The sequence below is a fragment of the Thalassospira sp. genome, from assembly GCF_048059015.1.
GTDB lineage: Bacteria > Pseudomonadota > Alphaproteobacteria > Rhodospirillales > Thalassospiraceae > Thalassospira.
The window spans coordinates 610,001-623,200 of sequence record NZ_JBLLNT010000002.1 but is presented as its reverse complement, the minus strand read 5'-3'; the positions used below and the strand labels follow the sequence as shown (position 1 = coordinate 623,200).

General features: G+C 53.7%; 12 protein-coding genes (1 of these 12 running past the window's edge). 8 read left to right on the top strand and 4 right to left on the bottom strand.

Going from position 1 to position 13,200, the window contains the following annotated elements; all coding sequences use genetic code 11:
* Nucleotides 1–33: 33 nt before the first annotated feature.
* The gene (locus tag ACMZ66_RS03520; RefSeq protein ID WP_416934458.1) at nucleotides 34–1,059 is read right to left on the bottom strand and encodes a DctP family TRAP transporter solute-binding subunit; all 1,026 of its coding nucleotides are present in this window, start codon (nucleotides 1,057–1,059) and stop codon (nucleotides 34–36) included.
* A gap of 449 nt (nucleotides 1,060–1,508) precedes the next feature.
* On the opposite strand from ACMZ66_RS03520, the gene ACMZ66_RS03515 reads away from it, so the two are divergent.
* The 4 genes from ACMZ66_RS03515 (at nucleotide 1,509) to ACMZ66_RS03500 (ending at nucleotide 5,852) form a co-directional block, all read left to right on the top strand.
* Nucleotides 1,509–2,243, top strand: coding sequence for a Crp/Fnr family transcriptional regulator (locus tag ACMZ66_RS03515; protein WP_416934456.1), 735 nt, complete (start codon nucleotides 1,509–1,511; stop codon nucleotides 2,241–2,243).
* Nucleotides 2,227–3,591 carry an adenylate/guanylate cyclase domain-containing protein gene (locus ACMZ66_RS03510; RefSeq protein WP_416934454.1) on the top strand — a complete coding sequence of 455 codons (1,365 nt, stop codon included), beginning with the start codon at nucleotides 2,227–2,229 and terminating at the stop codon, nucleotides 3,589–3,591. Before ACMZ66_RS03515 ends, ACMZ66_RS03510 begins: the two co-directional genes overlap by 17 nt.
* Nucleotides 3,592–3,710: 119 nt before the next feature.
* Nucleotides 3,711–4,196 carry a flagellar assembly protein FliW gene (fliW, locus tag ACMZ66_RS03505; protein ID WP_416934452.1) on the top strand — a complete coding sequence of 162 codons (486 nt, stop codon included), beginning with the start codon at nucleotides 3,711–3,713 and terminating at the stop codon, nucleotides 4,194–4,196.
* A gap of 171 nt (nucleotides 4,197–4,367) precedes the next feature.
* The gene (locus ACMZ66_RS03500) at nucleotides 4,368–5,852 is read left to right on the top strand and encodes a DUF4139 domain-containing protein (protein WP_416934450.1); all 1,485 of its coding nucleotides are present in this window, start codon (nucleotides 4,368–4,370) and stop codon (nucleotides 5,850–5,852) included.
* Nucleotides 5,853–5,913: 61 nt separating this feature from the next.
* Here ACMZ66_RS03500 and ACMZ66_RS03495 read toward each other — a convergent pair whose 3' ends face one another.
* Nucleotides 5,914–6,528 (bottom strand): hypothetical protein, encoded by a 615-nt coding sequence (locus ACMZ66_RS03495; RefSeq protein WP_416934448.1) that lies wholly within the window; start codon nucleotides 6,526–6,528, stop codon nucleotides 5,914–5,916.
* A 181-nt stretch (nucleotides 6,529–6,709) separates the two neighbouring features.
* Here ACMZ66_RS03495 and ACMZ66_RS03490 point away from each other — a divergent pair, with 181 nt between their 5' ends.
* Together ACMZ66_RS03490 and ACMZ66_RS03485 are read left to right on the top strand one after the other, a co-directional pair.
* A complete protein-coding gene (locus ACMZ66_RS03490; protein ID WP_416934447.1) occupies nucleotides 6,710–7,285 on the top strand; it encodes a hypothetical protein in 576 nt (191 codons plus the stop codon).
* A gap of 46 nt (nucleotides 7,286–7,331) precedes the next feature.
* Nucleotides 7,332–8,288 (top strand): 2-hydroxyacid dehydrogenase, encoded by a 957-nt coding sequence (locus ACMZ66_RS03485; RefSeq protein ID WP_416934445.1) that lies wholly within the window; start codon nucleotides 7,332–7,334, stop codon nucleotides 8,286–8,288.
* Nucleotides 8,289–8,366: 78 nt separating this feature from the next.
* Here ACMZ66_RS03485 and ACMZ66_RS03480 read toward each other — a convergent pair whose 3' ends face one another.
* Entirely contained in the window at nucleotides 8,367–10,901 is a 2,535-nt protein-coding gene (locus ACMZ66_RS03480) for a PAS-domain containing protein (protein ID WP_416934443.1), read from the bottom strand.
* Nucleotides 10,902–11,178: 277 nt separating this feature from the next.
* On the opposite strand from ACMZ66_RS03480, the gene ACMZ66_RS03475 reads away from it, so the two are divergent.
* Entirely contained in the window at nucleotides 11,179–12,435 is a 1,257-nt protein-coding gene (locus ACMZ66_RS03475; RefSeq protein WP_416934441.1) for an HD domain-containing protein, read from the top strand.
* A 13-nt stretch (nucleotides 12,436–12,448) separates the two neighbouring features.
* Here ACMZ66_RS03475 and ACMZ66_RS03470 read toward each other — a convergent pair whose 3' ends face one another.
* Nucleotides 12,449–12,778 carry a DHCW motif cupin fold protein gene (locus tag ACMZ66_RS03470; protein ID WP_416934439.1) on the bottom strand — a complete coding sequence of 110 codons (330 nt, stop codon included), beginning with the start codon at nucleotides 12,776–12,778 and terminating at the stop codon, nucleotides 12,449–12,451.
* A 216-nt stretch (nucleotides 12,779–12,994) separates the two neighbouring features.
* Here ACMZ66_RS03470 and ACMZ66_RS03465 point away from each other — a divergent pair, with 216 nt between their 5' ends.
* Nucleotides 12,995–13,200, top strand: partial view of a DUF294 nucleotidyltransferase-like domain-containing protein gene (locus ACMZ66_RS03465; RefSeq protein WP_416934437.1) — the 5' portion only. 730 nt of this gene lie beyond the right edge of the window; 206 of the gene's 936 nt are visible here — the first part of the coding sequence; the start codon lies at nucleotides 12,995–12,997; the stop codon falls past the right edge of the window.

Below are 13,200 nucleotides of genomic sequence, written 5' to 3'. Positions count from 1 at the left end.
TACAAGGAGGGGTATCAGGCCCGCCAATACCGATTACATCGAAGCTTCAGCTTCTGAAACGGCAGTCTGCAGCTTTTCAATCCACTCGGCATCAATCTGACCGGAAAGCCAGTTGATCACAGCAGGCTGAGCCGCATCGCGGAATGCCTTAAGCTGTTCTGCGCTCGGCGTGGTTACTTCCATGCCCTCTTCAGCCAGCTTGGCTACGCCTTCGGCAGAGTTGAACTGCTGGATCGCACGACCAACATTTGCAGCAATGCCCGCAGCGCGACGCAGAAGCGCCTGATCTGCTTCAGACAGCGCCTGATAGGTTGCTTCGTTGATCACGATGAAGTCGGTGCCATATACGTGACGGTCAAGCGTCAGGTATTTCTGCATTTCATAGAACTTGTTGGCATAGATCACGCTGATCGGGTTTTCCTGACCATCAACCGTACCGGTGGTAAGGGCAGTCGGAACTTCCGGCCACGGAATCGGGGTCGGGTCACCACCAAGGGCCTTCACCATTTCCACAAACAGCGGAACGGTCATGACACGGATTTTCAGACCTTCCATGTCTTTCGGTTCTGCAACAGCGCGTTTGGAGTTGGTGAAGTTACGGAAACCGGTTTCACCATAAGCCAGCGTGCGCAGGCCGGTTTTTTCCAGGCAATGAGCAGCAAGTTCTTTACCGAAATCACCATCCAGAACGTTCCAGGCAACGTTGGCGTTCGGGAATACATATGGAATGTCCAGAACAGCTGCCTCAGGGCAGACTTTGGAGAACGGACCTGAAACCATCGACATGGCCAGCGTACCGTCCTGGGTATTCTGCAGAAGGTCCGTTTCACCACCCAGCGCTCCGGCCGGGAATAGCGCGACCTCAATACGGCCAGCGGATTCTGCTTCAACAATGTTTTTAAAGACCTGTGACGCCGCACCTTTTTTCGAGGTGGTCCACTCTGCCGGGTCAACATGGGCAAAGTTCAGGGTCACGTCGGCTGCCTGCGCATTAAAACCAAAAGACGCGGCGACCATTGAAACGGCGCCGAACAGGGCACCTTTGGAAATCATCTTCATTACTTCCTCCCGATTGAACGAAATCCCGCAGACCGTGGTTGCTTTTGACAATCTTGTTCTTGAGCAGTCTGATTTCGGAATTAGGATAATTTAAAAAACATAGGAGATTTTGTCAAACGTTCTATATTTTACCGTAAAACAGCAGTTTATATGGATTTTTCGACAATTCGTTTCGTAAGACACATTCAAATTGCTGTGCTCCAGGCCGCAAAATTCACGTAAAAACCACTCAAAGACCCATTCTCAAATTGGGGATCGTCACAAGAAGTTCCAGCGCAGAAAATGATCAAACATGCCCAAACGACATATTTCCAGCCGGTTTGGCGCAGAGGCTGCTCTTATCCACAGAATGGAAAACAGCTTGCTGTAAATCCGGTTATTTGTGCTACTTTGGCTGGGAAATTTATCGATTCGATCCTTGAAATAACGCTATTTCCAAAGTGAATCCTGTGAACAGTGTAAACGGCCCAACTTCTCCGCAACTCGCAAAAATTGCTTCGCGCATTTTGGCAGGCAGCTTCCTGTTTGAGGATCTGGACCCCGAATTGCTTGAACAGCTCTCAAGTCAGGCCACGGTCAAACGCCTTGAAGACGGCCAGTTGCTGTTTGAAAAGGGCGCACCTGCGGATGGTCTTTATGCGGTTGAGGCCGGCAAGGTTCGCATTTCATCAGTTTCGGAAACCGGCAAGGAAATCGTTCTGAACGTTTTGGCACCTGGTGCTGTATTTGGAGAAATCGCGTTGCTTGATGGCGAACCGCGTACCGCAACCGCGCGTGCTGTCGGCCCGACCAGAACTCTATTCATTTCACGTGATGACTTCTTTGAGATTTTTGATCGCGAAGCACCGCTGCGCCGTCACATCACGGCCCTTTTGTGCCGTCGTCTGCGCTGGGTCAGTGATCTGCTTGAAGATGCCAATTTCCTTGATCTCACAGCGCGCCTGATCAAGCGCATCCTGTGGCTTGCCGAACGTCATGGCGGTCCGGACCCGGAGGGCATTCGCATTGCCCTTCCGCTGTCTCAGCAGGAACTTGGATTGATGCTTGGTGTGACCCGTGAAGCGGTGAACAAGAAACTGCGTGAACTTGAAAAACAGGGGATGATCACGCGCCGTGATGGCCGTTTGGTGATCAAGGATAGCGACGGGCTGAAACAACTTCTTGCTGATGCCATCAAAAACTGAGCCTTCTGAAACGCTGTTTGATCGGCTTGTCGCCCGCGAAGAAAAACGCGGGCTGATCCTTGTTGCCTTTTTGCGCATCTGCATGCTGGCCTTCATCCTGTTGCTGTTTAGCAAACCGGATTCGCCTACCGGCAAGCTCTATACCCTTCTTGAAGTCCTTGGCTGGTTCATCCCAGGCGTATTCATCCAGCTGTTTGTCGCCTTTCGTGGCAGCAAATCCTATTGGATGATCTATCTTCTGGCCGTGATTGATGCTGGATTGATCGTTTATGTCTCGGTCGTCCCGGACCCGCTCAACCCGTTTCTTGATCACCCGGCATGGCTTTATGGATTCGTTGTGCGTGACCGCGGCGTGGTCTTTTCCATGATCATGATGGCGCTGGTCATCATGACCTTCTCACCCCGACTGATCCTTTGGTTTGGCTTCTGGCTGTTTACTGCATGGTGTGCGGCGATCTGGTGGCTGATGACACGGCCTGGTGTCATTGTCTCGCAGCATTTCGGGGATGAATGGAACCCGACCCAGCAGGAAATTATCGACACTTATAACCTGCCGGAATTTGTCGATATCTCCGCCTTGGCCGAACAGGTCATTATCGTCATTGTCTTTACGCTTGCTTGTGCGGTGATGGTTTCGCGACTGCGTGTTTTGATTAATCAATTCGCGGCTGCCGAACGTGCCCATGGCAACCTTGCGCGCTATTTCCCAACCGCCCTTGCCGATCAACTGGCGGATCGTGATGAGCCGGTGCGCGTTGGTGAAAGACGTGACTGCGTCATTTTATTTGCCGACATTATCGGCTTCTCACGCTTTGCAGAGAAACGCGACCCGCAAGAAGTGATGCGGTTTCTCAACCAGTTCCATCAGATCGCGACCTCGCAAATCGGGGCCTATGGCGGTATTGTCGAGAAATATATTGGCGATGCTGTGATGGCGAGTTTTGCGGCCTTTGATGATCTGGAAAAGCCCGCAGCCAATGCCTTTTGCACAGCACAAGCCATCATAACCCAAGTCGCGGAATGGCAGGCACGTGATCCGGCCAATGCGGGCGAACCGCTCAAGATCGGAGTTGGCTTGAATTTCGGCCCCGCGGTTGTTGGCGATATCGGCCAACGCGAAGCCGTCACACCGGCCGTCATCGGGGCGACGGTTAATCTTGCCGCGCGCCTTGAAAAGGCCACCCGCGAGCTTTCCAGCGATGCGGTTCTAAGCACGCAATTTGCCAAGAAACTCGTCGAAGAAGCGCCGATTTGCGCACCCGTGCTGCTTGGTCGCTACAATCAGAAAGAAACCATTCAGGTCAAAGGATTTAGCGAGCCTGTTGGCGTTCTGTTTACACAATCGTGATAAAACTCAACCGTAACACCAAGCATATTGGCCAAGCCCTTGAATTTCGGGCATACCGATCCAAAATGCTTTTCATATTGCACGGTAAACTCTGACTTACAGTCATGGGGGAGAAAGCGATGGTATCGACGACAGATTTAAATCAACCAGATGCGGGCGATGCTCCAACGGCTGTGAAACTGAAAACCTTGTTCGGTGAACGCGAGTTTTCATGGGATAAGGCCATCTATTTTCCTGCAGGGCTCAAGGGCTTTCCCGATCACAACGTCTTTGCTCTGGCGACTTTTCCTGGTGAAGGTGGCGCAACCTTTATTCTCATGCAGTCCCTTACTGAGCCGGAACTCGCTTTCATCGTCGCCCCCTACAATCTTGAGAGCGACACTCTCAAGCCGGAACACCTTGAACAAGCCTTTGGGATTTACGGCATCAAGAAAGAGGACGGCGCTGTGTTGCTCGTCGTAACGCTGCACAAACCTGATGATGGAGATGTTATCATGTCGGTGAACTTGCGCGCACCGATCTTCATCGACACTTCCCGACAGGCCGCTTTCCAACATCATTTGCCTGATAGCAGTGGTTACTCATACCATCACGAGCTGAGCTAGATGTTCCTTCTGTCCATATCGCTCTGAGACGACAACGCATAAGAAGCGTTGTCGTTTTGTTTTGCGCCTATGTCACTCCCTTGAATTCGTCCCGACATGTCCTTGATCCTGCCACTTTTTCGCGCAAGGGTAGCGTCGACAAAACTTACATAACCAGACAAGGGATCGGGAATGTCTGCAGCATTACGCAATCGTTTTGCACTGGCCGCACTGTTGGGCACGGCAGTGTTTTTCGGACAGGATATCGAACCAGTTCGCGCACAAGACTCGGTCGAAAACCGCAACAACACCAGCCCGGCCATCGCCGTCCCCGCCCAGAACCGTAGCAAACTGCAGCTCACCGTTTATCCCGGCAACCTGTCGCTAATCGCCGAACAGCGCACGGCAAATATCCCTGATGGGCAAAGCCTGCTGCGTCTGGCTGATCTACCCGGAACGATCATGGATGACTTGCTTCTGCTGGGAACAGCAACAGACAGTGATCTGGTCTGGACATCTCTTCGCAACCGAACCAACGGCTATAGCGCACTTGATACGCTGCTCAAGGCCCAGATTGGCAAAACCGTCACCATCCGCCGCGATGATGACGACCTTGAAGAAGGCATACTTTTGGCCGTAACTCACATTGCGTTGGTGCGAACCGATGCGGGTATCGAGCAAATCCCGCTTGATCAAATCATTATCTCCGATCTGCCAAACGGTTTCACGGTTACCCCATCAATTGATGCCGATATCGCCACCAGTGCACCACTGGATCACATCTCGATGGCGTATCTTTTGGGCGGGATTGGCTGGAACACATCCTATGTCGCGCATTACGACAGCGCTGAAAACCAGCTTAAACTTTCGGCAATCGCACGCGTAACCAACAATTCCGGCAGCAGCTATGACGGTGCCCAGTTACGTCTGGTCGCTGGTGATCCCAACCGGGCGCAGCAACCACCAATGATGAAGGCCGCACGCACCGAAATGATGATGTCTGCCATGGCAGATAGCACCGGTGCAGCAGACGGTGCCAATCGCGAGAGCTTCGAAAACCTTCATGTCTACGGCCCGTTCGAAGGCCTTTCGATGCAAGATGGGGATTTTGTAATCCTGCCGTTGCTTGATACGCAAACCCTGCCTGCAAAACGCCGTGCGGTTTTCGAAGCCGCAAGCAATCCGTACGGCATAGCCGGCACCGGCAAGGGTGATTTTGTTCGACCTGATCTGCAAATCGAAATCACCAATGAAGGTGGCAAGGATGCCAAAAGCCCGTGGCCGGATGGTCTTGTGCGCATCTATGCCAAAACCCCGTCCGGTGACACCGGCTATCTCGCCGATGACCATGTGTCCCTGACCCCGGTCGGACGTGAAGCAACGCTTCGCCTTGGCAAGGCGAGCGACATTTCCGGCACGCGTGACGTTAAATCCTTCTCGCGCAAAGCACGCCCGAACTTACCGGACGAAGTTGCTGCCGATCTTGGCTGGAACATCCGCAATACAAGCGACCGCGAAGAAACCATCACCATTCGCGAGAATGTCCCAAGTGACTGGACCGTTACATCCGAGAGCCACAAACATGAACGCCCGCAACCGGGCCTGATTGAATGGGAAATCAAGGTACCCGCAAATGGCGAGGCATCCCTGACCTGGTCGGTCAGCAGCACCCGCTGATCCGCCCCCCAATCTGAACGGCCACGAAGCAAACCCCGCTTTGCGGCCGTTTTCATATGCACTACTTCCGGTCCTTACGACTGCTATAGAACGCCTTGGCAAGCGGCAGAAGCAATCCGGCATCAGGCAGCTGATCGGTCGAAGTACACAGATCGGCATAGATGCAGATAAGCCTGGTCAGAAGAATGAAGGCTTCCTGATTGCCTTGCCCCGCAAAGGTCCCAAGAACCTTAACCCCCTCGCCCGCAGCATCACGTGCCAGATCAATATTCCCCGCTCCGCGCAGGGCAAGGACCAAGGCCGCGATCGAGTAGCCAAGATCAAGCCGCTCAACATCATCCTTGCGCCCGATACAATTGCGCAATCGATCACGTCTCAGCTCGACCGCCTGGCTTGCCGCATCAACCGCCCAATCCCATTGCTCTGCCTCGATCTCAAGGGCTGAGCGATTATTAAGACTAAGCGCTAACCCGGCTATCGCGGCATCGCGCGCGGTTGGCAAATGCCGGGCAAATATCGCATCTGCCTTATCAAACAGGATCAATGCCTGATCGCGATCATCGGGTGTTTGGTTGCTTGCCATTTCAAGATAAAGGCGCGCGACGGCAAGTGAATTGGCATCTGTCTGTTCAAGATAGGACAAGCGCAACGCATATTCGTCCGATTTGTCGCCCATCCTGGTCCCGCCACCTCATGTTGCCATCAACCCGACCGGTTTGGCCGGGTACAGCAACAGACGTTCCTTGCGGGTATCTTGTGAAGGAAGGGCAATCAGGGATAAGCTATTTCACTGTCGCGATCAGCCTGCTAGACAGACTGGACCCACATTTCGTCCACGCCCGGAAACACAGCCCCATATGAGCACCTCGTCTGAAACCCTGCGCGCCCTTTACGGCACTTGGCGCATTGCCCGTGGCGATGCCAATGGTCTGCAGTATTTTGAGTTTTCGATGGATGGATTTTGGCGGTCCTTCTTGGCTGCCATCATCGTTTTTCCGGCATTCGCCTTTTTGCGCTGGCACGATTTGTTTGACGCACCCGCTGACTTTCCGGTCGCGCGCTATATGGTGGTTGAGGTGATTGCCTACGTCATCAAATGGGTCGCATTCCCGCTTGTGATGTTTCACATCATTCCAATGCTGGGCCGCGCCGAACGATATGTTGCCTTCATCACCGTCTATAACTGGGCAAGCGTTTTGCAGATGGCGGTTTATCTGGTCGCCCTTTTGCTCGGCATTCTGTTCCCGTCACTGGGCGCGGGCGGGTTCGTGATGATCGCCGTTCTCGCCATGCTGGTCTATGGCGTCTATATCGCCAAGCTCACACTCTCCGTTGCGATCCCGACGGCAAGCGCCATTGTCATGGCCGATTTCCTGTTATCGATGGTGATCACATCAATCGGTATCCGTCTGGCTGTTGGACAGCTATTCTAACAATACAAATCGAAAAATAATCATCCTCATCAGGGAGAAATACCGAATGAAACCCGTCCTTGCCGTGACCCGCAGACTGCCAGAAGCTGTCGCGAAACGCGCTGCCGAAACCTATGACATCCGCACCCAGGAAGACGACGACCCGCTGTCACGCAACGAAATCCTGGCCCTCTGCCACGGTGCGGACGCAGCCCTTGTTTCCGTTGGTGATCCGATTGATGCAGAGTTTTTTGACGCACTTCCAGAAAGTGTCAAAATCGTCGCCACCTTCTCGGTGGGTACCGACCATATCGATCTTGCTTCGGCCAAGAAAAAGGGCGTCATCATTGGCAACACGCCGGGCGTTCTGACGGATGCGACTGCTGATATCGCCTGGCTTCTAATCCTGGGTGCTGCACGTCGCGCCAGCGAAGGCGAGGCCGAAGTCCGTAATGCAACCTGGTCAAGCTGGCGTCCGACCCATCTGATGGGAACGCAGGTCACGGGCAAAAAGCTTGGCATTGTTGGCATGGGCCGGATCGGTCAGGCGGTTGCCAAACGTGCGCGCGGTTTTGATATGGAAATCCATTATTACAACCGTCGTCAGCTGCCCGCGGATCAGGAATATGGCGCGACCTATCACGACAGTATTGAGGGCCTTCTGCCCCATTGTGATTTCCTGTCGCTGCATTGCCCATCCACCCCCGAAACGCGTGGAATGGTGAATTCGGACTTCATTTCGAAACTTCCGGATGGCGCGATCATCGTCAATACCGCGCGTGGAGATGTGGTCAATGATCAGGACCTGATCAAAGCCCTGAAATCAGGCAAACTGACCGCTGCCGGGTTGGATGTGTTTGCCGGTGAGCCGAATATCGAACCGTCCTATCGCGATCTTAAAAACACGTTCCTGCTGCCGCATCTGGGCTCGGCTACGGTTGAAACCCGAAATGCCATGGGCTTCCGTGCGCTTGATAACATTGATGCCTTTATTGCTGGCAAGGACGTTCCCTACACCGTCTGATCAAACTGAGAAGACAACGTCGCAAAAACAAAAGGTGCCGATTTCGGCGCCTTTTTCGTGTCTTGGTGTTTAGCTACCCTAACCCAGATCACTTTCCTCGCCCGCAGGCAGAATACAGGCAATCTCTCGCCCATCGCGGCTGATCTTGACCCGACCGCCATGGATCTCCACCACAGCCCGGACCATAGCCATACCCAGCGCACGGCGGGCCGATGGACTTTCACCATCGCGCAGACCTTCAAACAGCATCGGCTGTGGAGCTTCATCCGAAAGCGAGATCGAAATATCGATATCATCGCCACGACGACGGGCAACAACCGACACTTCGCTGCCCTCTGGTGCTGTGCGCAGCACGTTGGTCACCAGAATAAACAAAGCCTGTTTCAGGCGGCGTTCATCAGCCACCATCCAGCCAATATTGCGCGAACAATAAAGCCGCAGCGACACGTTAAGCTCAGCCAGACGCGCACGTGTAAGTGCCTCGAGCGAGCGGAGCAAGCGGCGCGGATCAACCGTATCAAGCTCAAGTGCAACTTGCCCCGATCCCAATGTCGCCAGATCGCGCATATCATCCACCAGTGCCAGCATGCTTTGGGCTTCGGCCCGGATCGTTTCGACAGACCGCGCGACATTGCCGGTCAGATGCGGGATCAAACGATCAGATTCGCCATTGATATGATCCAGTGGCTTGGTCAGTTCACGTGACACGGTCGAAATGAAATCAGACTTCATTTGATCGGCGGTCCGAAGCGCTTCATTGCGTTCGCGAAGCGCACGTTCGACCCGGATCGTATCGGTGACATCAATATAAGACATCATCACAGCCCCATCGGGCAGCGGCACAATCGCAAAATCAATGATCGTGTTGTCTGATCGCTCAAGTCGGCCATTCATCGGCTCATGATTGGTGATACGTGCCACCATCCGGCTTTTGAACTTGTCCCAATCATCGCGTTCGCGCCAATAATCCTTGGCCTTTTCCACAACATCGGCCAGATGCGGTGCCGCATCCAGGAATGCCGCATCCAATCCCCAAAGATCGGCAAAGCCATGGTTATAAAGGCGCAACCGCCCATCTCCACTGATCACGCCGACCGCCTCATGCAGGCTTTCAAGCGTCTCGCGCTGAACCGCGATCAGGGTGTTATAGGAACTTTCAAGAACCAGCTTGTCGGTGACATCTTCATAGACAAACATCAGTCCGCCAAACGGATGGGGCGAGATAAAGCGTCTGAGCGTCATGCCATTTGGCAGATGCATCAGATCTTCTTCAGGCTTAAGAAGATCGGTAAAGCGCTGGTTCTCGGTATTGCGGAACTGTGTGAAATCGGTGACTTCCGGCAGTTTGCGCTCATCACGCAGACGCCTGAGAACATCATCATGGGTCGGCTCGGACCACAGCCATTCATCATCAAGATCCCAAAGCTTGGTGAAGGCAGTGTTAAAGAAGATAAGCCCCTTATCCCCACCATAAACCGCAATCGCAGTGCCAAGGTTTTCAAGAACCTCGGCATGGGCGCGAATATGGCGTGACAGATCAGACTGCAATTCTTCGACCGGGGTGCAATCAATTGCAAAGCCGATCAGGCCTTCCGACCCATCGGTTTGGCGTGACGGGGATTCGGTGATGCGCAGCAATTTACGATCACCGCGAATCACCACGTGATAATCGCGTGTAAGGCCCTCACCATTGCGCTGTACGGATGCGGCCAATGACTTACCCTGATCGGGGATAATTCCCGCTCCGATTTCCGATTGATTGGCCAGCGCATCTTCGATGCTTGGCTGCTCAACCGCGTCGGCATAGGCGTCGTTGCAATCAATCAGGCGAAGCTCGCTATCACGCCGCCAAACCGGGAAGGGCAGGCTATCAAGCAACAACCGCAAGCCCGATACTTCGTGCTTCAGCGCCTGAAAATCACCAAACTGGCTTTCACGTTCGCGCGAATGACGGGTTTCATCACGGAACCACAAACCATGCGCCAACACCGCCGATGACCGGTCTTTGCGTGCGGCCATGCCCGTGACATGGAATTTCCGTTCATCAAGGGTCGTGATCCAAAGCTCAAACCGGTCATGCCCGGATTTAAGGTTGCGAACCCGTTCCTTAAGCGCCTTGGCATCCTCATCGCGCAACATATCAAGCAGATCAGGAAAACGCCCGTCATTGCCCAACTGAAACGCCCGGCGAAGCGACGGACTTGCCCCCTCGGCAAATCCCTGCTGGTTCCAATAATAAACCGGGTCGGGACCGGCAAACAGCAAATGGGTAAAAAGCTCGGTCTCACCGGCCAATTCGTGCTCGTGATCCTCAACCTCTTCAAGATGGCGGCGCATCCGCAATGACAGGCGCCAGCCAACCCAACCGGCAATCCCCGCACCAATTGCCGCGGCCAATGCCACGACAAGCCAGTCCTGATCGCTTAAACCAGCAAGGCTTCCAAAAATGGTCGCGCCAATGCCATCAGGTGCCGGTGCATCTGGCGACGGCACGGGCCGAAACTTTTCTTGCGCATGGATCGAGGAGGAGAGAATCAGCGTCGAAACAGCAGCACTGGTTCCCGCCAAGAACGCAGACAGACGGGCTTTTGGCAATTTGCGCAAAAATGCCACCACCTGTTTCTTTCCCCCAGCGAGACCAAAAGCCTGATCAGAAGCTTGCTCGGATGCGTGCCGTGTCACGTGTTGTTAACCGTTTGTGTTTATGAGCTATTATTATGGTGAAAACGGTGTGCTTTTACCACCGTTTCGCATCAACTCGACAACAACCTTGTCTGAAGCCGCCTTTTGCGGGTCAGGCCTGTGGAAAAACCGCAATGACATGGCCGGAAAATCCGTTTATGCCTGCGGTATCGCCCGTAACAACCGACACAGTGTATCCGTCTAAAACATGAGTCCCAAACCGCAGCTAGATCTTTTTGCACCGCGCGCGGAGGCCAAGCCTGCCGCACCACAAAAGGAATCTGCCGCGCTCAAGGCCGCCAAAAATGACGGACCGGAAATTGGCGATCTGTTTGACACCAACTTCAACGCTGCCGACATTGCCGAATGGGAACTGCTGTTTCGCGATGTCCCGCAATATAACTACCATTTCAAACGTGCGCAGATCGCTTCGGCCTTTGATCGGCCGCTGCATAAAAAGCTGATCGCCTCTCATGCATTTGAACGGTTACGCGAAATCTCGTTCCTGGGTGCCATTGATTATCTGTTCCACCCGAACGGACGCCCGGCCAATATCCGCCATTCCCGTTATGACCACACCATCGGCGTCGCCCTGCTCTCGCAGCGTTATTGCCGCCTGATGGGCCTCTCGGATGCCGATTGTGATCTACTGGGCGCTGCAGCCCTTCTGCATGATATCGGCCATGGACCGTTTTCCCATACGCTGGAACCGGAATTTGCAAGACGGTTTAACCGCAACCACCATCAATTGACCAATCAGATCATCACGGGTGAAGTTCAGCTCGACCTGTCGGTCAATCATCTGCTGGTCAAACATAATGTCGATCCTGATGAAGTGATCGCGCTTCTCTCCAAGAAGTCCAATCACCCGCATGCCAGCCTGTTCTCCGGCCCGGTCAATATCGACACGCTTGAGGGCATCAGCCGCACAAAAACCTATGTGCATCCCAACCATGTGCATTGCCATCCGCGCCTGCTGCTTGAGGCTGCGGTCAAGCTTGATGCAGACTCGCTCAAGCGCCTGGATAAGTTCTGGCAGCTCAAAGAAGACATCTATCGCAACTTCATCTTTGGTCCGATGTGCTTTGCCACCGACCATCTGTGCCGCGAATTTGTCGTGAAAAATGCCCCGGACTTTGCCGCCGATGATTTCCTGCTGACCGAAAAGGCATTCCTGAACAGCCACCCGGCCTTCAAGAAATTCCTGCATAGCCTTAAGAACCGCATTGAACTTGATGGCGTTGCCGATGCCGTGGACAACCAGATCAGCGTATCGGCCAGCACGTTTGATCTGAACGAAGCCAAGGTTCCGCGTCGCGAGTTCCACATCAACAAGGATGTCGAAGTTCGCTGCTTTGCTGACCTTTCCAAACGCTATTACGAGGAAAAAAACTCGTTCCTGCGTCGTGTCGGCAGCCTGACGGACCCGGCCCAACAGGCTGCTGCGGCAAGTCTGTTCGACTAGAGTTTGTTTCTACCTAATCGACAACAAACAGTGTCGCACCGGTCTCCGTCGATGAGCGATGCGCTTCGGCATTGTCCGCCACCTGATAGCTCATACCCGGCTTAAGGACGAAGGTCCTACCGTCTTCAAGCTCGGTCACCAGTTCGCCCTCAAGACACAGCAAAATGTGGCCCTTCGAACACCAATGATCGGCCAGATAACCCGGCGAATATTGCACCATGCGGACCCGGATCGGACCAAATTTCTGTGTTCGCCATGTTGCCATGCCGGCTTCGCCAACATGTTCGGTGGTCTCAATGCGCGACCAGTCTGTAGTACCAAATGGCAGATCAGAAATGTTCATGGCGAGGTATTCTTTCGCAAGGATTGTGGGGCAGATGCGTTCAGCAAATGGGAAACACCGACAAACTATGGTTTGCTTTGCTTAAGCGTCAATCGCGTTAATCGCGTTAATCGCGTTAATCGCCCCCAAGTCATATCAGTTAAACGCGGTATTAATCTTTAAGCGATAGGCAGATACTTGGTAATCAACGAGTTGTACCAAGAGGCTGTCCCGATCTTGTTACCCAAGACCATCGCAACCAATCAGGAATACTCTGCCACCCGTCTGGCGGAGATGCGCGATGCGTTGGGCAAGAACCTGTCTGGTGATACCTTCTGCGTCGTGGTTACCGGCTCCTATGGCCGGCATGAGGCATCAGATCAATCCGATCTTGATTACTTCATCATCGGCCGCGAAGCCGAACGCGATCAGGCCCCGCATCA